The sequence below is a fragment of the Variovorax paradoxus genome, from assembly GCA_016806145.1.
In the GTDB taxonomy this organism is placed as follows: Bacteria; Pseudomonadota; Gammaproteobacteria; order Burkholderiales; family Burkholderiaceae_C; genus Variovorax.
The window spans coordinates 2,738,780-2,759,539 of sequence record CP063166.1; the positions used below are offsets into that span (position 1 = coordinate 2,738,780).

19 protein-coding genes and 1 pseudogene are annotated in these 20,760 nt (G+C 69.0%); 17 read left to right on the top strand and 3 right to left on the bottom strand.

Features of this window, described 5'->3' with window-relative positions; genetic code table 11:
* The first annotated feature begins 122 nt into the window (after nucleotides 1–122).
* From ndk to INQ48_12695, 17 genes and pseudogenes are all read left to right on the top strand, one after another.
* Nucleotides 123–548: a nucleoside-diphosphate kinase gene (gene ndk / locus INQ48_12615; GenBank protein QRF60002.1), complete on the top strand. Its 426-nt coding sequence runs from the start codon at nucleotides 123–125 to the stop codon at nucleotides 546–548.
* Nucleotides 549–569: 21 nt separating this feature from the next.
* The gene (gene rlmN, locus INQ48_12620) at nucleotides 570–1,745 is read left to right on the top strand and encodes a 23S rRNA (adenine(2503)-C(2))-methyltransferase RlmN (protein QRF60003.1); all 1,176 of its coding nucleotides are present in this window, start codon (nucleotides 570–572) and stop codon (nucleotides 1,743–1,745) included.
* A gap of 4 nt (nucleotides 1,746–1,749) precedes the next feature.
* Nucleotides 1,750–2,601, top strand: coding sequence for a type IV pilus biogenesis/stability protein PilW (pilW, locus tag INQ48_12625; protein ID QRF60004.1), 852 nt, complete (start codon nucleotides 1,750–1,752; stop codon nucleotides 2,599–2,601).
* Nucleotides 2,594–3,555 (top strand): annotated as a pseudogene (locus INQ48_12630) (helix-turn-helix domain-containing protein). Before pilW ends, INQ48_12630 begins: the two are co-directional and overlap by 8 nt.
* Entirely contained in the window at nucleotides 3,549–4,826 is a 1,278-nt protein-coding gene (gene ispG, locus INQ48_12635) for a flavodoxin-dependent (E)-4-hydroxy-3-methylbut-2-enyl-diphosphate synthase (GenBank protein ID QRF60713.1), read from the top strand. Before INQ48_12630 ends, ispG begins: the two are co-directional and overlap by 7 nt.
* A 14-nt stretch (nucleotides 4,827–4,840) precedes the next feature.
* The gene (hisS, locus tag INQ48_12640; protein ID QRF60005.1) at nucleotides 4,841–6,178 is read left to right on the top strand and encodes a histidine--tRNA ligase; all 1,338 of its coding nucleotides are present in this window, start codon (nucleotides 4,841–4,843) and stop codon (nucleotides 6,176–6,178) included.
* 89 nt (nucleotides 6,179–6,267) lie between these two features.
* Complete coding sequence (locus tag INQ48_12645; protein ID QRF60006.1) at nucleotides 6,268–6,960, top strand: tetratricopeptide repeat protein; 693 nt, start codon at nucleotides 6,268–6,270, stop codon at nucleotides 6,958–6,960.
* 12 nt (nucleotides 6,961–6,972) lie between these two features.
* A complete protein-coding gene (bamB, locus tag INQ48_12650) occupies nucleotides 6,973–8,115 on the top strand; it encodes an outer membrane protein assembly factor BamB (GenBank protein QRF60007.1) in 1,143 nt (380 codons plus the stop codon).
* A gap of 49 nt (nucleotides 8,116–8,164) precedes the next feature.
* Nucleotides 8,165–9,511: a ribosome biogenesis GTPase Der gene (gene der / locus INQ48_12655; protein ID QRF60008.1), complete on the top strand. Its 1,347-nt coding sequence runs from the start codon at nucleotides 8,165–8,167 to the stop codon at nucleotides 9,509–9,511.
* Between the two features lie 144 nt (nucleotides 9,512–9,655).
* Entirely contained in the window at nucleotides 9,656–9,919 is a 264-nt protein-coding gene (gene hfq / locus INQ48_12660) for an RNA chaperone Hfq (GenBank protein ID QRF60009.1), read from the top strand.
* A 58-nt stretch (nucleotides 9,920–9,977) separates the two neighbouring features.
* Complete coding sequence (gene hflX / locus INQ48_12665) at nucleotides 9,978–11,147, top strand: GTPase HflX (protein QRF60010.1); 1,170 nt, start codon at nucleotides 9,978–9,980, stop codon at nucleotides 11,145–11,147.
* 74 nt (nucleotides 11,148–11,221) lie between these two features.
* Nucleotides 11,222–12,583 (top strand): FtsH protease activity modulator HflK, encoded by a 1,362-nt coding sequence (hflK, locus tag INQ48_12670; GenBank protein QRF60011.1) that lies wholly within the window; start codon nucleotides 11,222–11,224, stop codon nucleotides 12,581–12,583.
* Between the two features lie 20 nt (nucleotides 12,584–12,603).
* Nucleotides 12,604–13,503, top strand: a complete 900-nt coding sequence (gene hflC / locus INQ48_12675; GenBank protein QRF60012.1) for a protease modulator HflC — start codon at nucleotides 12,604–12,606, stop codon at nucleotides 13,501–13,503.
* Nucleotides 13,504–13,531: 28 nt separating this feature from the next.
* On the top strand, nucleotides 13,532–13,720 hold the full coding sequence (locus INQ48_12680; protein QRF60013.1) for a DUF2065 domain-containing protein: 189 nt from the start codon (nucleotides 13,532–13,534) through the stop codon (nucleotides 13,718–13,720).
* Between the two features lie 109 nt (nucleotides 13,721–13,829).
* Nucleotides 13,830–14,990, top strand: coding sequence for an ATP phosphoribosyltransferase regulatory subunit (locus INQ48_12685; GenBank protein ID QRF60014.1), 1,161 nt, complete (start codon nucleotides 13,830–13,832; stop codon nucleotides 14,988–14,990).
* A gap of 21 nt (nucleotides 14,991–15,011) precedes the next feature.
* Nucleotides 15,012–16,343 carry an adenylosuccinate synthase gene (locus INQ48_12690; protein QRF60015.1) on the top strand — a complete coding sequence of 444 codons (1,332 nt, stop codon included), beginning with the start codon at nucleotides 15,012–15,014 and terminating at the stop codon, nucleotides 16,341–16,343.
* Between the two features lie 90 nt (nucleotides 16,344–16,433).
* A complete protein-coding gene (locus tag INQ48_12695; GenBank protein QRF60016.1) occupies nucleotides 16,434–16,958 on the top strand; it encodes a phosphoribosyltransferase in 525 nt (174 codons plus the stop codon).
* A 61-nt stretch (nucleotides 16,959–17,019) separates the two neighbouring features.
* Here INQ48_12695 and INQ48_12700 read toward each other — a convergent pair whose 3' ends face one another.
* From INQ48_12700 to INQ48_12710, 3 genes are read right to left on the bottom strand one after another with little or no spacing between them, the layout of a single operon-like run.
* Nucleotides 17,020–17,478: a VOC family protein gene (locus INQ48_12700; GenBank protein QRF60017.1), complete on the bottom strand. Its 459-nt coding sequence runs from the start codon at nucleotides 17,476–17,478 to the stop codon at nucleotides 17,020–17,022.
* 60 nt (nucleotides 17,479–17,538) lie between these two features.
* Nucleotides 17,539–18,426, bottom strand: coding sequence for a helix-turn-helix transcriptional regulator (locus tag INQ48_12705; GenBank protein ID QRF60018.1), 888 nt, complete (start codon nucleotides 18,424–18,426; stop codon nucleotides 17,539–17,541).
* Nucleotide 18,427: 1 nt separating this feature from the next.
* Nucleotides 18,428–20,749 (bottom strand): VWA domain-containing protein, encoded by a 2,322-nt coding sequence (locus INQ48_12710; protein ID QRF60019.1) that lies wholly within the window; start codon nucleotides 20,747–20,749, stop codon nucleotides 18,428–18,430.
* Between the last annotated feature and the right edge of the window lie 11 nt (nucleotides 20,750–20,760).

The window sequence follows — 20,760 nt, forward strand, 5'->3', positions numbered from 1 at the left end:
TTTTCACCAAGGTGGTGAATCCCGCCGGTTAAAATCGCGGGCTTTGTCGGGATACAGCGCAACAATATCGTTGCAGTTGTGACAAAAAACTTCAGAATCAAGCAAGCTCAGAAAGCACTTCCATGGCTATCGAACGTACCCTCTCCATCATCAAGCCCGACGCCGTCGCCAAGAACGTCATCGGCAAGATCGTTTCCCGCTTCGAGGCTGCCGGCCTGAAGATCGTGGCCGCCAAGCTGGTGCATCTCTCGCGCAACGAAGCCGAGCAGTTCTACGCCGTGCACAAGGAACGCCCCTTCTTCAAGGACCTGGTCGAGTTCATGATCTCGGGCCCGGTGTTCGTGCAAGTGCTCGAAGGCGAGAACGCGATCGCCAAGAACCGTGACCTGATGGGCGCCACCGACCCGAAGAAGGCCGCCGCCGGCACCATCCGCGCCGACTTCGCCGACAGCATCGACGCCAACGCCGTGCACGGCTCGGACGCTCCCGAAACCGCCGCCAACGAAGTGGCGTTCTTCTTCGCCGGCCTCAACGTCTACGCACGCTGAAGCCGTATCTCGACCGAATCCATGACCACGGCCAACCTGCTCGATTTCGATCTCGAGGGGTTGGCTGCGTTCTGCGAAAAACTCGGCGAGAAGAAATTCCGCGCCACGCAGCTGTTCCGCTGGATCCACCAGCGTGGCGCCAGCGACTTCTCCCAGATGACCGATCTGGCCAAGTCGCTGCGCGAGAAACTCGCGACGACCGCGCGCGTCGAGGCGCTGCCGGTCATCACCCAGCACGAATCCAAGGACGGCACGATCAAGTGGCTGTTCGACGTCGGTGACGGCAATGCCGTCGAAGCCGTCTTCATTCCCGAGGACGACCGCGGCACGCTGTGCGTGTCGTCCCAGGCCGGCTGCGCGGTGGGCTGCCGCTTCTGCTCGACCGGCCACCAGGGCTTCAGCCGCAACCTGAGCACGGGCGAGATCGTCGCCCAGCTGTGGTTCGCCGAGCATTTCCTGCGCAAGCACCTGAAGCGCGACGAGCGCGTCATCTCCAACGTGGTGATGATGGGCATGGGCGAGCCGCTGCAGAACTATTCGGCGCTGGTGCCCGCGCTGCGCACCATGCTCGACGACAACGGCTACGGCCTCTCGCGCCGCCGCGTCACGGTCTCGACCTCGGGCGTGGTGCCGATGATCGACCGCCTGGGCACCGACTGCGCGGTGGCGCTCGCCGTCTCGCTGCACGCGCCCAACGATCCGCTGCGCGACGACCTGGTGCCGCTGAACCGCAAGTACCCGATCGCCGAGCTGCTCGAGGCCTGCAAGCGCTACCTCGCGCATGCGCCGCGCGATTTCATCACCTTCGAGTACTGCATGCTCGACGGCGTCAACGACCAGCCCGAACATGCGCGCCAGCTCATCGAGCTGGTGCGCACGCACGGCGTGTCGTGCAAGTTCAACCTGATCCCGTTCAACCCGTTCCCGGCATCCGGCCTGCTGCGCTCGCCGCAGCCGCGCGTGCTGGCCTTCGCGAAGATGCTGAGCGAAGCCGGCCTGGTGACCACGGTGCGCAAGACGCGCGGCGACGACATCGACGCCGCCTGCGGCCAGCTGGCCGGCGACGTCAAGGACCGCACCCGCGCGGCCGAGCGGATGGCGCAGCGCCGCCTGGCGTCGTCCGCCTCGGGAACGGAGCGAACGGTCGTGTTGCATCCGGTCCGAAAGGCCGCTTCCACCGCCTCCCAGGAGCATTGAACCGATGAGCATGGCTTTTCCGACGGCGAGCGCCGGGCTGCAACGCGTGCTGGCCGTCAGTGTCGCGGGCTTCGCGGCGCTGCTGCTCTCGGGGTGCGTGAACACCCGCACCACGACCACCAGCCTCGATTCGGCCAGCTCGTCCGCGGGCACCCAGCTCGTCACCGAGTCGGACGAGTCGAACGCGCGCCGCCGCGCCCGCCTGCGCATGGAGCTCGCGGCCGGCTATTTCGAGCATGGCCAGAACACGGTCGCGCTCGACGAGATCAAGCAGGCGCTCAACGCCGACCCCAGCTATGCCGACGCCTTCGCGCTGCGCGGGCTGGTCTACATGCGCATGGAAGACGCCGGCCTGGCCGAGGACAGCTTCCGCCGCGCGCTGGCACTCAATCCGCGCGACGGCAACACGCGCCACAACTACGGCTGGCTGCTGTGCCAGCAGAACCGCTACCGCGACGCGGCCCAGCAGTTCACCGAGGCGCTGGCCACGCCGGCCTACACCGAGCGCGCCAAGACGCTGATGACGCAGGGCCTGTGCGAGATGCGCGCGGGCCAGCCCGTCGAAGCCGAGCGCTCGCTGCAGGCGGCCTACGAGATCGATGCCGGCAATCCGGTGGTCGGCTTCAACCTCGCCTCGCTGCTCGCGAAGCGCGGGGAATGGTCGCGCGCGCAGTTCTACGTGCGCCGTGTCAACAACGGTCCCTCGGCCAATGCCGAAACCCTGTGGCTGGGGATCAAGATCGAGCGCAGTCTCAACAACCGCGAGGCGGTCGCGCAGCTGGGCGGGCAGCTGCAGCGCCGCTTCCCGCAGTCGCGCGAAGCTTCGGCGTTCGAGCGCGGGAATTTCAATGACTGAACGGGTTTCCGAATTCGGCACTTCCGCGGTGGTCCCGCTCGAGGAAGCCGACAACAGCGACAAGTCCGCCGGCACCATGCTGCGCGAGGCGCGCGAGGCGCACGGCCTGCACATCGAGATGGTCGCGGCCGCCCTCAAGGTGCCGGCGCAGAAGCTCTTGGCGCTCGAGGCCGACGACATTGCCGCCTTGCCCGATCCAGTGTTCGCGCGCGCGCTGGCCAGCAGCGTCTGCCGTGCGCTGCGCGTCGATCCGGCGCCGGTGCTCGCCAAGCTGCCGGGCGCGCCCAAGGCCACGGTGGCGATGGCCGACCGCAATCTCAAGACCCACATCGTCTCCGGCACCTCGCGCTGGGGCAGCGGTCGTTCGACCGGGCTGCCGTCGCGCGCGCTGCTGACCGTGGTCGCGCTGCTGCTGGTCGGCGCGGCCGCGATCTTCTGGCTGCCGCAATCGGTGTTCGATCGCATCGGCGCCACGATGTCGCGCATCACGGCGCGCGGCGCGGCCGAGATCGGGCCGAACGCGGGCGATGCGCCCGCGGCCGCCGGCGCCACGCCAGGCATCGCGACCGAGAGCGTGCCGGTTCCGGCCGCCGCCATCGGCAGCGCCACCACGCCGGCGCCGGCCGTTGCGACCGCCCCGGCGACGCCGGCCGCGGCAACGCGCCCGCCGCCACGCCGCCCGCTGCCGCGGCCTCCGCCGCCGCCGCGAGCGGCCAGGCGCTGGTCTTCGTGGCGCGCGAGGAATGCTGGATCACCGTCACAGACTCGGCGGGCAAGCAGTTGCTGCGGCGCAGCCTGCTGGCCGGCGAGACGGTCGGGCTGTCGGGGGCGCTGCCGCTCTCGGTGGTGGTCGGGCGCGCATCGAGCGTCGATGTGCAGGTGCTCGGCAAGCCCTTCGATCTCAAACCCTTCACGCGCAACGGCGGCGTTGCGCGCTTCGAGGTGAAATCGTGAGCGAACCCCAGCCGATCGAATCCGCGGCGCCCAAGGCGCGCCGCTCGCGCCAGGCCCGCGTGGTCTGGGGCCCGCGCGTGGTCACGGTCGGCGGCGATGCGCCGGTGCGCGTGCAGTCGATGACCAACACCGACACGGTCGACGCGATCGGCACCGCGATCCAGGTCAAGGAACTGGCCCAGGCCGGCTCCGAGATGGTCCGCATCACGGTCAACACGCCCGAGGCGGCGGCGCAGGTGCCCTACATCCGCGAGCAGCTCGACCGCATGGGCATCGACGTGCCGCTGGTCGGCGACTTCCACTACAACGGCCACCGGCTGCTGACCGACTATCCGGCCTGCGCCGAGGCGTTGAGCAAGTACCGCATCAACCCCGGCAACGTGGGCAAGGGCGACAAGAAGGACCGCCAGTTCGGCCAGATGATCGACGCGGCCATGCGCTGGAACAAGCCGGTGCGCATCGGCGTGAACTGGGGCAGCCTCGACCAGGAGCTGCTGGCCAGCCTGATGGACACCAACAGCCTGCGCGCGCGGCCCTGGGACGCCAAGCAGGTCATGTACGAGGCGCTGATCACCTCGGCCATCGAATCCGCGAAGCTGGCCGAATCCATGGGCATGGCCGGCGAGCAGATCATCCTGTCGTGCAAGGTCAGCGGCGTGCAGGACCTGATCTCGGTCTACCGCGAACTCGCGCGGCGCTGCGACTATGCGCTGCACCTGGGCCTGACCGAGGCCGGCATGGGCACCAAGGGCACGGTGGCCTCGGCCACCGCGCTGTCGATCCTGCTGCAGGAGGGCATCGGCGACACCATCCGCGTGTCGCTCACGCCGCAGCCGGGCGAGTCGCGTACGCAGGAGGTGGTGATCGCCTCCGAGATCCTGCAGTCGCTGGGCCTGCGCATCTTCGTGCCGAGCGTCACCGCCTGCCCGGGGTGCGGCCGCACCACCAGCACCACCTTCCAGGAACTGGCCAAGCAGATCGACGACTACCTGCGCCTGCAGATGCCGGTCTGGCGCAAGAAGTACCCGGGCGTCGAGACGATGAAGGTGGCCGTGATGGGCTGCATCGTCAACGGCCCCGGCGAGAGCAAGCACGCGGACATCGGCATCAGCCTGCCCGGCACCGGCGAGGCACCCGCCGCGCCGGTCTTCATCGACGGCGAAAAGGCCCTCACGCTGCGCGGCGACAATATCGCCAACGAGTTCCACCAGCTCGTCGAAACCTACATCGAAAAGCGCTTCGGCCAGCCCCAGGCTGCCGACGTCGCCTGACCACTCCCTCTTCCATGGCTGACAAGATCAATGCCGTCAAAGGCATGAACGACATATTGCCGGCGAGCGTGCCGCGCACCGACCGCCTGCCCGACTCGGCCCTGTGGTCGTGGTTCGAGCAGACGGTGCGCTCGCTGCTCGCGCGCTATGGCTACCAGTACATCGTCACGCCGGTGGTCGAGCCCACGGCGCTGTTCGTGCGCGGCCTCGGCGAGGTGACCGACATCGTCGAGAAGGAGATGTACTCCTTCACCGACTCGATGAACGGCGACCGGCTCACGCTGCGTCCCGAGGCCACCGCCGGCATCGTGCGCGCCATGGTCGAGCACAACGCGCTCTACAACGGCCCGCTGCGGCTGTGGACCATGGGCGCGATGTTCCGCCACGAGCGGCCGCAGAAGGGCCGCTACCGCCAGTTCCACCAGCTCGACGTCGAGGCACTGGGCTTCGCGGGGCCGGACGTCGATGCCGAGCTGATCCTCATGGTGCGCGCGCTGTGGCGCGAGCTCGGGCTGGTCGAGGGCCAGCACGTGCGGCTCGAGCTCAACAGCCTGGGCCAGCCGGCCGAGCGCCAGGCGCACCGCGAGGCGCTGATCCGCCACTTCGAGGCGCATGCCGAACTGCTCGACGCCGATGCGCAGCGCCGCCTGCACAGCAACCCGCTGCGCATCCTCGACACCAAGAATCCCGCCATGCAGGCGATGGTCGAGGCCGCGCCGCAGCTGATGGACTTCCTCGGCGAGGAATCGCGCACCCACTTCGCCGCGGTGCGCGCGGTGCTCGACGCCGCGGGCCTGGCCTACCGCGTCAACCCGCGCCTGGTGCGCGGCATGGACTACTACAACCTGACCGTGTTCGAGTGGGTCACCGAGCAGCTCGGCTCGCAGGGCACGGTGTGCGGCGGCGGCCGCTACGACGGCCTGATCGGCCAGATGGGCGGCAAGTCCGCGCCGGCCGTGGGCTTCGGCCTGGGCATCGAGCGCCTGCTGCTGCTGATCCAGGAGCTCGGCCTGCCGGTGCCCGGCAGCGCGCCCGCGGCCTATGCCATCGTGCCCTCGGCCACGGCGCTGCCGCAGGCGATGGTGGTGCTCGAGCAGTTGCGCGCGGCCGGCGTGGCCGTGGTGCAGCATGCGGGCGGCGGCGCCATGAAGGCGCAGTTCAAGAAGGCCGATGCGAGCGGGGCGCGCTTCGCGCTGATCTTCGGCGAGGACGAACTCGCGCGCGGCGAAGTCACCGTGAAATCCTTGCGGGACGGCAGCGGTTCGCAGGTGGCCCGGCCGCTCGCGGACGTGGCCGGCTGGGCCGCCACCCTACAATCGCCGGCTCCCGGGGAATCATCGGGCCGTACTTGAGTCTTTCAGCCTCACGGAGGCGGATCATGAAAACACACGGGCGCATCCGGCGCACCGCGGCCTCGAGTCCTTCCAACCACTGACAGCGCATGGCAACCCATCTCGATCTCGAAGAACAGGAACAGCTCGACCAGCTCAAGCATTTCTGGAACACCTACGGCACCCTGATCACCTGGGTCGTGCTGCTCGTCGCCGGCGCCTTCGTGGCCTGGAACGGCTGGCAATACTTCCAGCGCAGCAAGGCGGCCCAGGCCGCGGCGCTGTACGACGAGGTCGAGCGCAGCGCCCAGTCGGGCGATGCCGCCCGCATCGAGCGCGTGTTCAACGACATGAAGGAACGCTTCGCCGGCACCGCCTATGCGCAGCAGGCCGGCCTGCTGGCCGCCAAGACGCTCTACGACAAGGGCAATGCCGAAGCCTCGCGCGCCGCGCTCGGCTGGGTGGCCGACAAGGCCACCGATCCCGGCTACCAGGCCATCGCCCGGCTGCGCCTCGCGGCCGAACTGCTCGATGCCAAGTCCTACGACGACGCGATCAAGCAGCTCTCGGGCAACGTGCCGAAGGAATTCGAACCGCTGGTGGCCGACCGCAAGGGCGACATCTACATGGCCCAGGGCAAGCGCGACGAGGCGCAGGCCGAGTACCGCAAGGCCTGGACCGGCCTGGGGGCCGCCTCCGAATACCGCCGGCTGGTCGAATTCAAGCTCAACGCGGTCGGCGTCGACCCCAAGAGCCTGGCGCCCAGCATCACCGTCACCCCCGCAGTTCCTGCCAAATCCTGATCGCCCGCCATCATGAATTTCATGCGTTTCATGCCTGAATCGACCGCCGTGCGCGCGGGGTCCGCTCTTGTTCTGGTAGCGGTCCTGGCCGCCTGCTCGAGCACCTCCAAGCCGAAGCCGGCCGAACTGCCGACCAATGCCTCGCTGATCGGCGTGCGCCAGGCCTGGAGCGTGAAGATCCCGGCGGTCAAGTTCCCGCTCACCACCGACATCAGCGGCGACATCGTGACCGTGGCCGCGGCCGACGGCACCGTGGTCGGCATCGATGCCCGCGCGGGCCGCGAAACCTGGCGCGCCAGCGTCGGCGCGCCGCTGGCGGCGGGCGTGGGCAGCGACGGCTCGATCACTGCCGTGGTCACCACCGGCAACGAGCTGGTCGCGCTGCAGGGCGGCAAGGTGATCTGGAAGCAGCGCCTCACGGCGCAGGCCTTCACCGCGCCGCTGGTGGCCGGCCGCCGCGTTTTCGTGCAGACCGCCGACCGCAACCTCAGCGCCTGGGACGGCGAGAGCGGTCGCCGCCTCTGGTCGCAGCAGCGCACCGGCGAGAACCTCGTGCTCAAGAAGCCGGGCGTGCTGCTCGCCGTGGGCGACACCCTGGTGGCCGGCATCGGCGGCCGACTCGCGGGCATCAACCCGGCGAACGGCACCTCGCGCTGGGAGTCGCCGATCGCGGCCCCGCGCGGCACCAACGACGTCGAGCGCCTGGTCGACCTGACCGGCAGCGTGAGCCGCGTGGGCGACACCGTCTGCGCGCGCGCCTACTACGCCAGCGTCGGCTGCGTCGACACGCTGCGCGGCACGCTGTCCTGGAGCAAGCCGGCCTCGGGCGCCGAAGGCCTGGGCGGCGACGACGGCTTCGTCTACGGTACCGAAGCCGACGGCAGCGTGAACGCCTGGCGCCGTGCCGACGGCGAGCGCGCCTGGCAGACCACCACCTTCAAGAACCGCACGCTGACCGCGCCGCTGGCCGTGGGCCGCTCGCTGGTCATCGGCGACAGCACCGGTCTGCTGCTGTTCGTCTCGCGCGAGAACGGCGGCCTGCTGAACCGCGTCACGCCCGATGGCTCGGCCATCGCGGCAGCACCGGTGGTCGTGGGCAACACGGTGGTCGTCGTCACGGCCAACGGCGGCGTCTTCGGCTACCGTCCCGACTGATCTTCTTTCCAGGCATGGCCATGAATTGCGAATCCGCGAAGGAGCGGCCATGAAACCCGTCATGGCCCTGGTGGGCCGTCCCAACGTCGGCAAGTCGACCCTGTTCAACCGGCTGACCCAGACGCGCGACGCCATCGTGGCGGACTTCGCCGGGCTGACGCGCGACCGCCATTACGGCAACGGCCGCCTGGGCAAGCACGAGTTCATCGTGATCGACACCGGCGGCTTCGAACCCGACGCGGGCAGCGGCATCTTCAAGGAGATGGCCAAGCAGACGCGCCAGGCCGTGGCCGAGGCCGACGTGGTGGTGTTCGTGGTCGACGCCCGCGAGGGGCTGTCGGCGCAGGACCACGACATCGCCAACGAGCTGCGCCGCCTGGGCAAGCCCTGCATCCTGGTGGCCAACAAGTCCGAAGGCATGCACGACGGCGCCAAGCTGGTCGACTTCTACGAGCTGGGACTGGGCGAGGTGCATGGCGTCTCGGCCGCGCACGGGCAGGGCATTCGTGGCCTGGTCGAACTCGCGCTCGAGTCGCTGAACCTGCCCGAGCCCGAAGACGACGAGGACGGCGAGGACGACGTCAACAAGCCGATCAAGCTCGCGGTGGCGGGGCGGCCGAACGTGGGCAAGTCCACGCTGATCAACACCTGGCTCGGCGAAGAGCGGCTCGTGGCCTTCGACATGCCCGGCACCACGCGCGACGCGATCTCGGTGCCCTTCGAGCGCAACGGCCAGCGTTTCGAGCTGATCGACACCGCCGGACTGCGCCGCAAGGGCAGGGTGTTCGAGGCGATCGAGAAGTTCTCGGTGGTCAAGACGCTGCAGGCCATCGAGTCGGCCAACGTCGTGCTGCTGCTGCTCGACGCGACCCAGGGCGTGACCGACCAGGACGCCCACATCGCGGGCTACATCCTCGAGAGCGGCCGCGCGGTGGTGATCGCCATCAACAAGTGGGATGCGGTCGACAGCTATCAGCGCGAGCAGATCCAGCGCCAGATCGAGACCCGGCTGGTGTTCCTCAAGTTCGCCTCGCTGCATTTCATCTCGGCCATCAAGCGCCAGGGCCTGGGACCGCTGTGGCAGGCCATCGCGCAGGCCCACAAGTCGGCCACGCGCAAGATGTCGACGCCGGTGCTGACCCGGCTGCTGCTCGAGGCGGTGCAATTCCAGACGCCCAAGCGCACCGGCATGTTCCGTCCCAAGCTGCGCTATGCGCACCAGGGCGGCATGAATCCGCCTCTCATCGTGATCCACGGCAATTCGCTCGAGCATGTGACCGACGCCTACAAGCGCTTTCTCGAAGGACGCTTTCGCAAGGAATTCGATCTGGTCGGAACGCCGCTGCGAATCGAATTCAAGAGCTCCCACAATCCTTACGCCGACAAGGACGAATGAGTCTTTGAGGGCTGTTGGCGGCCGATGAGCGGGCGCCGGAACGGAAGTTCCGCCTTTTGAGAACCGTTATTTTTCAAAGGCTTTTGGCGCGGAATGCTGCAGCGCGGGAGGCCTGTGTTAAGGTCCCTTTTCCAACAACTACTCTTGAACACGGAGAATATCGTGAGCAATAAAGGGCAACTTCTACAAGACCCGTTTCTGAACACACTGCGTCGCGAGCATGTGCCGGTTTCCATTTATTTGGTGAACGGTATCAAGCTGCAGGGTCAGATCGAGTCTTTCGACCAGTACGTCGTGTTGCTTCGCAACACGGTGACACAGATGGTCTACAAGCACGCCATTTCCACCATCGTGCCGGGTCGTGCCGTCAACTTCTCGGCCAACGAGAACGACGACGCCGCAGCCTGATCGGCGCGGAGCGCGGCGGTGTCAAACCCGCCGCGCTTTTCCCCTTTTCTGATACCGCTTGTCTGAACTGAATTCCCGCCAGGAAGGCGCCGTCGTTCTCGTCGGCGTCGACTTCGGGCTGCCCCATTTCGACAGCGAACTCGAAGAACTCGGCCTGCTCGCGCAAACCGCGGGCCTCTCGCCCGTGGCGCGCCTCGTGTGCAAGCGCAAGGTGCCCGATGCGGCGCTTTTCGTCGGCAGCGGCAAGGCCGACGAGATCAAGGAGCTCGCCGCGATGCATCGCGCGAGCGAGGTCATCTTCGACCAATCGCTGAGCCCGGCCCAGCAGCGCAACCTCGAGCGCCAGCTCGACGTCGCGGTGTACGACCGGACCTTCCTCATCCTCGAGATCTTCGCGCAGCGCGCGCGCTCGCACGAAGGCAAGCTGCAGGTCGAGCTCGCCCGCCTGCAGTACCTGAGCACGCGCCTCGTGCGCCGCTGGTCCCACCTGGAGCGCCAGACCGGCGGTGCCGGCGTGCGCGGCGGCCCGGGCGAGAAGCAGATCGAGCTCGACCGCCGGATGATCGCCGAGTCGATCAAGCGCACGCGCGAGCGGCTGGCCAAGGTGCAGAAGCAGCGCGGCACGCAGCGGCGCCAGCGCGAGCGCCGCGAGACCTTCAACATCTCGCTGGTGGGCTACACCAACGCCGGCAAGTCCTCGCTGTTCAATGCGCTCGTGAAGGCCCGCGCCTACGCGGCCGACCAGCTGTTCGCCACGCTCGACACCACCACGCGCAACCTCTACCTCGGCGATGCGCGCCGGCAGGTGTCGATCTCCGACACCGTGGGTTTCATCCGCGACCTGCCGCACGGCCTGGTCGACGCCTTCAAGGCGACCCTGCAGGAAGCGGTCGATGCCGATCTGCTGCTGCACGTGGTCGATGCCTCGAACCCGCACCATCCCGAGCAGATGGCCGAGGTGCAGACGGTGCTGCGCGAGATCGGCGCCGACACCGTGCCGCAATTGCTGGTCTTCAACAAGCTCGATGCCCTTGAAAGCACGCAACGTCCGCTGCATCTGCAGGACGACATGGACATCGACGGCGTGCAGGTTCCGCGCATCTTCCTGAGCGCCCGCAGCGGCGAGGGCCTGCCCCTGCTGCGCGCGGAGCTGGCCCGCCTCTCGGGCTCGATCGCCGATACCATGACCCCTGAGGGTGACGCTGAATTGCACGGCGCCACCCATTGATTGGGCACAATCCCGCCACTGACAAGAGAACGACGCGAATGAATGCAAAGCCAGTGTGGAAAGGGTTCTTGGGCATGTTCAACCTGAACGATGGCCGATGGGGGCGGGGCGACGATTCGTCCTCCTCCAATGGCGATCGCCCTTCGGGCAACAGGCCTCCCGACGCCGATCCCCCGGGTGCCCCCACGCCCCCGCCTTCGGGCAACAACGGCAACAACAACCGCCCGCGCGGCCAGGGTCCGAACCAGGGTCCGCCGGACCTCGACGAACTCTGGCGCGATCTCAACCGCAAGCTCGGCGGCTTCTTCGGCGGTGGCCGAGGCAACAACAACCGTCCCAGCGGCGGCAACGGTGGCGGCAATGGCTACAAACCCGACATGAAGAACGCCGGCTTCGGCATCGGCCTCGTGGCCATCGTCGCCGTGCTGATCTGGCTCGGTACCGGCTTCTTCATCGTGAACGAAGGCCAGCAGGCCGTCATCACCCAGTTCGGCCGCTACAAGACCACCGTGGGCGCGGGCTTCAACTGGCGCCTGCCGTACCCGATCCAGCGCCACGAGACCGTGGTCGTCACGCAGATCCGCTCGACCGACGTCGGCCGCGACGCCATCGTGCGTTCCACCGGCCTGCGCGAGTCGGCCATGCTGACCGAGGACGAGAACATCGTCGAGATCAAGTTCGCCGTGCAGTACCGCCTGAGCGATGCGCGCGCCTGGCTCTACGAGAGCAAGACGCCCGCCGACACGGTGGTGCAGGTGGCCGAGACCGCCGTGCGCGAAGTCGTCGGCAAGATGAAGATGGACGCGGCCCTCGCCGAGGAACGCGACCAGATCGCGCCGCGCGTGCGCCAGCTCATGCAGAACATCCTCGACCGCTACCAGGTCGGCGTCGAAGTGGTCGGCATCAACCTGCAGCAGGGCGGCGTGCGTCCGCCCGAGCAGGTGCAGGCCGCCTTCGACGACGTGCTCAAGGCCGGCCAGGAACGCGAGCGCGCCAAGAACGAGGCGCAGGCCTATGCCAACAACGTGGTGCCGCTGGCCACCGGTACCGCTTCGCGCCTGAAGGAAGAGTCCGAGGCCTACAAGGCACGCATCGTGGCGCAGGCCCAGGGTGATGCGGGCCGCTTCGCCTCGGTGCTGACCGAATACCAGAAGGCGCCGCAGGTCACGCGCGACCGCATGTACACCGACGCCATGCAGCAGATCTACGCCAGCACGACCAAGGTGCTGGTCGACAGCAAGCAGGGCTCGAACCTGCTGTACCTGCCGCTCGACAAGTTGATCCAGCAGACCGGCAACAACCAGGCCACCCCGGTCGATGCCGCCAGCCCGAGCGTCGCCGGTACCGCGCCGGTGCAGTCCTCGGTGATCCCGGTCGCGCCGACCAACGACATGCGTGCCCGCGACGGCCGCTCGCGTGACCGCGACGTGCGTTGAACCTGGAAGGCAACAAGAACATGAACAGAATCGGATTCATCGCTTCGTCGATCCTCGTGCTGCTGGTGCTGCTGAGCTCGACCCTCTTCGTGGTCGACCAGCGCCAGTTCGGCGTGGTCTACGCCCTGGGCCAGATCAAGCAGGTCATTACCGAGCCCGGCCTCAACTTCAAGCTGCCGCCGCCGTTCCAGAACGTGTCGTACATCGACAAGCGGCTGCTCACGCTGTCGAGCCTCGACACCGAGCCCATGCTCACGGCCGAGAAGCAACGCGTGGTGATCGACTGGTACGTGCGCTGGCGCATCACCGACCCGCAGGCCTACATCCGCAACGTCGGCCTCGACGAGAACGCCGGTGCCATGCAGCTCAACCGCGTGGTGCGCAACGCGTTCCAGGAAAACATCAACAAGCGCACCGTGCGCGACCTGATCTCGGTGCGCCGCGAGGCCCTGATGGCCGACGTTCAGCGCGAGGTGCTGACGGTGGTGAAGGGTGCCAAGCCCTGGGGCGTCGATGTGGTGGACGTGCGCATCACGCGCGTCGACTACGTGGAAGCCATCACCGAATCGGTCTACCGCCGCATGGAGGCCGAGCGCAAGCGCGTGGCCAACGAGCTGCGTTCCACCGGTACGGCCGAAGGCGAGAAGATCCGCGCCGACGCCGACCGCCAGCGCGAAGTGATCGTCGCCAACGCCTACCGTGACGCGCAGAAGATCAAGGGCGAGGGCGATGCCCAGGCCGCCTCGGTCTACAGCGAGTCCTTCGGTCGCGATCCGCAGTTCGCGCAGTTCTACCGCAGCCTCGAGGCCTACAAGCAGAGCTTCAACAAGAAGAGCGACGTGATGGTGGTCGATCCCTCGTCGGACTTCTTCCGCGCGATGCAGGGCTCGGGTTCGGCCGCCGGCGCCCCGCGCCGTTGACGCCTCCGCTCGCCTCGGTTTCGGGAACGTGAGTTCCGACACCTTCTGGAGCGCGCTGGCGCTGGTGCTGGTGATCGAGGGCATCCTGCCCTTCGTGTCGCCCGGCGGCTGGCGCCGCGGCTTCGGCCAGCTGATGCAGCTGCGCGACGGGCAGCTGCGCTTCTTCGGCCTGTGCTGCATCGTGCTCGGCCTGTGCCTGCTCTGGCTGCTGGCCTGAGGCCGGCAGCGCTGCTTTTCGACCGCCTCGCCGCCCGCTTCGAGCGGGCGCCGCCGGGGCGCTTTTCGGCTGCCGGTAGAATTCCGGTTTAACCACGCCCCCGATCCCCATGTCCGCCTGGGTCCTCCCGGATCACATTGCCGATGTGCTGCCCTCCGAGGCGCGCCACATCGAAGAACTTCGCCGCCAGTTGCTCGACACCGCCCGCAGCTACGGCTACGAGCTGGTGATGCCGCCGCTGCTCGAGCATCTGGAGTCGCTGCTCTCGGGCACCGGCGAGGCGCTCGACCTGCAGACCTTCAAGCTGGTCGATCAGCTCTCGGGCCGCTCGATGGGCCTGCGGGCCGACACCACGCCGCAGGTCGCGCGCATCGATGCCCACCTGCTCAACCGCGATGGCGTGGCACGGCTGTGCTACTGCGGCCCGGTGCTCCATACCCGGCCCGACCGCCCGCACGCCACGCGCGAGCCGCTACAGTTCGGCGCCGAGATCTATGGCCATGCCGGCCTCGAGGCTGACACCGAAACCCTGCTGCTCGCGCTCGACTGCCTCGACGCGGCCGGCCTGCGCGAGGGCGTGATCGTCGACCTCGCCGATGCCCGCATCGTGCGCGCGCTGTTCGCCGGCGTGCCGGTCGATGCGGCCGTGCTGGCGCGCGTGCATGCGGCGCTGGCCGCCAAGGACGCGAGCGAGCTGCGCGCGCTGACGCGCGATTTCCCCGCGGCCTCGCGCGAAGGCCTGCTGGCCCTGATCCAGCTCTACGGCGACGCCGCCGTGCTCGACGAGGCAGCCCAGGCGCTGCAGGGCACGCCCGCGGTGCGCGCGGCCCTGTCCGACCTGAAGCTGCTGGCCGCCGGCCTCGACGGCGTGGCGGGCCGCAAGATCACGTTCGACCTGGCCGACCTGCGCGGCTATGCCTACTACAGCGGCATGCGCTTCGGCATCTACGTGCCGGGCGCGGCCGATTCGCTGGTGCGCGGCGGCCGCTACGACGAGGTGGGGGCGGTGTTCGGCCGCAACCGTCCGGCGGTCGGCTTCAGCCTCGACGTGCGCGAGCTGGTCGGCGTGCTGCCGAAGCGTCCGCTGCGCGCGGCGATCCGCGCGCCGTGGAGCGACGCAACCGGCCTGCGCCAGGCCATCGCCGGGCTGCGCAAGGCCGGCGAAACCGTGGTGTGCGTGCTGCCGGGCCATGGCAGCGAAATCGATGAGTTCCACTGCGACCGCGAGCTCGTCGAGCAGGCCGGCCAGTGGCACGTCCGAACGATCTGAATTTTTAGCAATGGAACGAGCATGAGCGTAACCACCGGAAGAAACGTGGTCGTCGTCGGCACCCAGTGGGGCGACGAGGGCAAAGGCAAGCTGGTCGACTGGCTGACCGAGAGCGCCCAGGGCGTGGTCCGCTTCCAGGGCGGCCACAACGCGGGCCACACGCTCGTGATCAACGGCGTGAAGACCGCGCTGCACCTGATCCCCAGCGGCATCATGCGTCCCGGCGTGAAGTGCTACATCGGCAACGGCGTGGTGCTGTCGGCGGCCAAGCTGTTCGAGGAGATCGAAGGGCTCGAGAAGGCCGGCGTGGAAGTGCGTTCGCGCCTGCGCATCAGCGAGGCCTGCCCGCTGATCCTGCCGTTCCACTCGGCGCTGGACATCGCGCGCGAGGCCTACCGCGAAAAGGGCGGCGTCGAGAAGATCGGCACCACCGGCCGCGGCATCGGCCCGGCCTACGAAGACAAGATCGCGCGCCGCGCGCTGCGCGTGCAGGACTTGAAGCACCCCGAGCGCTTCGCGGCCAAGCTGCGCGTGCTGCTCGAGCTGCACAACCACGTGCTGACCGAGGTGCTGGGCTCGACCGCGATCGACTTCGACACCGTGTTCGACGAAGCCATGCGCCACGCCGCGCTGCTCAAGCCGATGATGGCCGACGTCTCGCGTGAACTGAACGACGCCCATCGCGACGGCGCCAACCTGCTGTTCGAAGGCGCGCAGGGCACGCTGCTCGACGTCGACCACGGCACCTACCCCTATGTCACCTCGAGCAACTGCGTGGCCGGCAACGCCGCCGCCGGCTCGGGCGTGGGCCCGGGCATGCTGCACTACATCCTCGGCATCACCAAGGCCTACTGCACGCGCGTGGGCGGCGGTCCGTTCCCGACCGAACTCGACTGGGCCACGCCCGGCACCCCCGGCTATCACATGAGCACGGTGGGCGCAGAGAAGGGCGTGACCACGGGCCGCAGCCGTCGCTGCGGCTGGTTCGACGCCGCGCTGCTCAAGCGCTCGGCGCAGGTCAACGGCCTGTCGGGCCTGTGCATCACCAAGCTCGACGTGCTCGACGGCCTCGAGAAGCTCGAGCTGTGCACCGGCTACGAGCTCGATGGCGAGACCACCGACATCCTGCCGATGGGCGCCGACGAGATCGAGCGCTGCACCCCGATCTACGAAACCCTCGAAGGCTGGAGCGAAAGCACGGTCGGCGTGACGCAGTACGACAAGCTGCCGGTCAACGCGCGGCTGTACCTGCAGCGCATCGAGCAGGTCACCGGCGTGCCGATCCACATGGTGTCGACCAGCCCCGACCGCGATCACACGATCATGATGCGCCACCCCTATCTGGCCGACTGATTTCCCGGCTCGACGACAACCCCAAAAAAGAAGCCCCCTGCGCCCGCTGACCCGGGCGACATCCGCTATTCATCCAGGAGCCCATCCCCCATGTTGACCGAAGACGGCAAGCACCTCTACGTGAGCTACGACGAGTACCACAACCTGATCGAGAAGCTCGCGATCAAGGTGCACCAGTCGGGTTGGGAGTTCGACACCATCCTGTGCCTGGCCCGCGGCGGCATGCGCCCGGGCGACGTGCTGTCGCGCATCTTCGACAAGCCGCTGGCGATCATGTCGACCAGTTCCTACCGGGCCGATGCCGGCACCGTGCAGGGCCACCTCGACATCGCGCGCTACATCACCACGCCCAAGGGCGAGATCGCCGGCAAGGTGCTGCTGGTCGACGACCTGGCCGACTCGGGCCATACGCTGCATGCGGTGATCAACATGCTGCGCAACAACTACGCGCCGATCACCGAGCTGCGCAGCGCGGTGCTGTGGACCAAGGCGCTCTCGACCTTCACGCCCGACTACTCGGTGGAGTTCCTGCAGACCAATCCGTGGATCCACCAGCCCTTCGAGGGCTACGACTCGCTGCGGCCCGAGAACCTGATCGAGAAGTGGTCGGTCTGAGGTTCGTCCCCAGACGCCGAATCTCGACGCCCCGGCCTGCCGGGGCGTTTTTCATGGCGCGTCAGCAGGCGCCGTCGCCGTTCTCGAACATCGCCGTGTAGCGCCGCTGCATCTCCTCGGGCGACAGCTTCTCGATGCTGTGGCCCACGTTCCAGCGATGGCCGAAGGGATCGCGGAACACGCCCGAGCGCTCGCCGTAGAAGCGGTCCTCGGTCGGCATCTCGAGTGTGGCGCCGGCCGCCACCGCGCGCGCGACCACCGCGTCGGCGTCGTCCACGTGCAGGTGCAGGGTGACCGCGCTGCCGCCCAGCGTCTTCGCGCTCGGGATGCCGTACTCGGGGTACTCGTCCGAGATCATCAGGATCGCGCCGTTGTGGAAGTCGAGCTCGACATGGCCGACGCGGCCGCTGGGCTCGACCAGGCGGAAGATCTCCTTGACCTGGAACACCTCGCAGTAGAAGTCGACCGCGGCCTTGGCATCGTGGACGCAGATGTAGGGGAAGAGCTCGTGGATCGCCATGGGTGCCTCTCGTCGTGGTTCGTGGAAGAAATCGCGTGTCGGCACCGATTCTGGAAGCCTTCAGCGCGGCCGTCTTGAACGAATTTGACCGGTAGCGGCGTCCGCGGGCGCCGCCACGTGGCGCGGCGACGTGGCGCCCGTGCGCCGCCAGGCCTGCGGCGCCATGCCCGCGAGCGCCGAGAACTCGCGGCTCAGGTGCGCCTGGTCGGCATAGCCGGCCTCGAAGGCGATCTCGGCCCAGGGCCGCGCCGGATCGGCCGCCAGCGCCAGCGCGCGGTCGAAGCGCATCACGCGCGCGTACTCCTTCGGCGAGAGCCCGATGGCGCCGCGGAACAGCGCGATGAAGCGCCGGTGGCTGTAGCCGCTGTCGGCCACCAGCGCGCCGATGGCCGGGTTCTCGCCCGCGAGCGGCCCGAGCGCCGCCGCGATCGCCGGATGCAGCCCGCGCAGGCCGGCGCGCAGCGCGAGTGCCAGCCGCGCCGACAGCATCGCCTCGAACAGCGCGAGCTGGCGCGCCAGATCGTCCTCGGCATGCAGCCGCTCGAGCGCATCCGCCGCCTCGCGCGCGCCCCAGAGCGCGTCCAGCGGTGTGTGCTGGCCCGACAACGCGTCCTCGGGCGCGCCCAGCAGCGCGCGCGCCGCGCCGGGCTGCAACTGGGCGCCGACCGAGCGCGTGGCCACCGAGACGTCGCGCAGGTAGAAGCTGCTGCGCGCGCCGCCGACGATGGCATGGCCGTAGGTCTGGCCCTCGGTGTCGGCCGCGTGGCCGAAGAGCTTGAGCGGCGGCCCCGAGAGCCGGAACACCAGGTGCATGCCGCCCGTGGGCAGCACGTGCTCGCGCGCGCCGGGGTGTTCGGCACCCGCGCTCTCGGCGCCCGGCGCCCAGGCCCAGACCTGCCGCACGAAGGGCCGCAGGTGCGGCACGGGCGCGCGCGTGAGCTGCCGCATCTCAGGCCTGGGCCTCCGCGTGCAGCGCGTAGACCGGGTCGGGCCAGCGCTCGGGCGTCATGCCGGCCAGTTGGGCCGCCAGTTGCTCGACGAAGCGCATGTCGACCTCGGGGGCCATGCTGGCCGGCCCGCGGCCGAAGGCCTCGCGCAGGCGGCGCACGGCATGGGCGGTGCCGCGCAGCACGCCTTCGGGCTGGCCGGACTGCTCGAAGACCCGCACGTTGGCCAGCAGGTGCAGGAACGAGGCCACCACGGTCGCCTCCGTGCGCTGCGTGCCGTCCAGCGCCGCCATCACCAGCTCGAGCCAGTCGACCACTTCCTGCGGAATGCCCTGGGCCGCCAGCGCGGCATAGGTGGTCGGCCAGGCGCCGGCCGGTGCCTTGCGCAGCCAGGCGCCCAGGGCGCGCGGCGTGCCCGCCGGGGCCATCGCCGCGGACTCGGCGGCCGAGTTCGCCTGCATCTTCATCATTCGGCGGGGCGCGCCACCGGCGGCGGCCGCCATCGGCATGCCGCGCGTGCGCATCAGCATCGGCGCCGACGCCGGTGCCGCAAGCATGGCGTCGAACTGCACGGAGCCGGCGCCGCCCCAGCCCGCCGGCACCATCTGCGCCACCTTGCGCAGTTCGGGCATGTCGGTCGCGCGCTCGCCCTCGGCGCGTTCGACCACGAGCAGGTAATTGGTGAGGTCGGTCACGAGCTGGTAGGCCACGGCGAGGCGGCGGGCTTGCGCCACGTCCGTCGCGCCGAGTTCGGCCACCCGGGCGTGCGCGGCGATCCGGCCGAGCGCCTCGATCGGCTCGGTCAGGGCATCCAGGCGCGCGTTGCCGATGACTTCCTCGGCCTCGTCGCCGCCCGCGCGCATGCCGAGCAGCCGCACCTCGCCTTCGGGCACCGCGTCGAACAGCGCGAACACGTTCACCGTGTCGGCGCCGAAGGCCGAGAGCGGCAGGGCGGAGGTCCACCGCGGCCGCGCGCCGCCCGGCCATTCGACGCGCAGCGCATCGAGCCGCGGCGAGCGCAGCCGCGCGAACATGCGCAGCACGGCCGGCTCGACCGCCTCGCCGGGCGAGACGAAGTCGCAGGCCCCGCCCGTGGCCTCGGCCAGGCGCCGCAGGTGGCTCTCGGCCGGGCTGCTGCCGATGCCGACCACGAACACGCGGTGCCCCGAGGCCTTGGCCGATTCGACGGTCGCGTCGATGGCGCTGATCTCGCCGTCGGTGACCACCAGCACGTCGCTCGACACGCCGGTGCCCAGCGCGAAGGTCGAGGCCAGCGCGCTCTCCATCTCGGTGCCGCCCAGGTCGGCCTGCAGCGCGCCGATCCAGCGCTGCGCGGCCAGTCGCGTGACCTCGGTGAGCTGCCACAGGCCACGCGAACGGTGCTCGACCGTGGTGCCGAAGCGCGAGAGCGAGAAGCGGTCGCCCGCGCCCAGCTGCGTAACGATCGATTGCAGCGCGCGCCGCGCGGCATCGATGCTGTCGCCGGCCATCGAGCCCGAGCAGTCGACGAGCAACTGAACGTCGGTGGTGGCCGGGCCGCGCGCCGGCACCCGTGGGCAGAAGCTCGCGAGCGCGACGATGCCGCCGGGCGCGACATCGTCGGGCGCCACCACGGCCACCGAAGACTGCGCGAGCTCGTCGAGCACCAGCACGAAGTCGCGGTCGAGCGCGCCGTGGCGCGCCAGCGACACCTGCAGTAGGCCGCTCGCGGGCCGCATCGCCACGCCCACCGGATGGCTGGGCGAGGCCACGCGCGCTCGTGCCAGTTCGCCATGCAGGCGCAGTTCGATGTCGAAGGGGTAGGACGCCACCGCGCTGTGCTCGGGCGCCTGGTGCGGCTGCAGCCCGCCGTCGGCGACCGGGTCACCGTAGCGCGGCGCGATCACCGTCGGGATCAGCAGGCGCAGGCCCTGCTGCTCGAAGGACAGCGTCTGCGCATAGCGCAGGGTGACCACGCAGGCCTCGTTCGCCGCGAGGTTGCCGAGGTTCAGCGTGTAGCTGCGGTCGTGGTTCTTCTCCAGCATGATGGCCGCGTGGCCCTCGGCCAGCGCGCCTTCGTAGGCGACCTCGGCCTCGGCCTTCTCGACCACCGTGCCGCGCAGTTGCCGCTCGCCGAGCTGCACGTCGACGCCCAGCAGCACAGCGCCCCACGGCAGCGGAAAGCCGTAGACCACCTCGACGTTGGAGGCTCCCGGATTGCGGAAGCGCTGCTCGACCGTCATCTCGAGCAGCACGCCGCGCAGGTCGCCGCTGGCTTTCACGCCTTCGAGCAGCACGTGCTCGCCGTTCGCGGTCGTCATGCGTGCATGTTCCTGATGGCTCATGGGATGTCCCT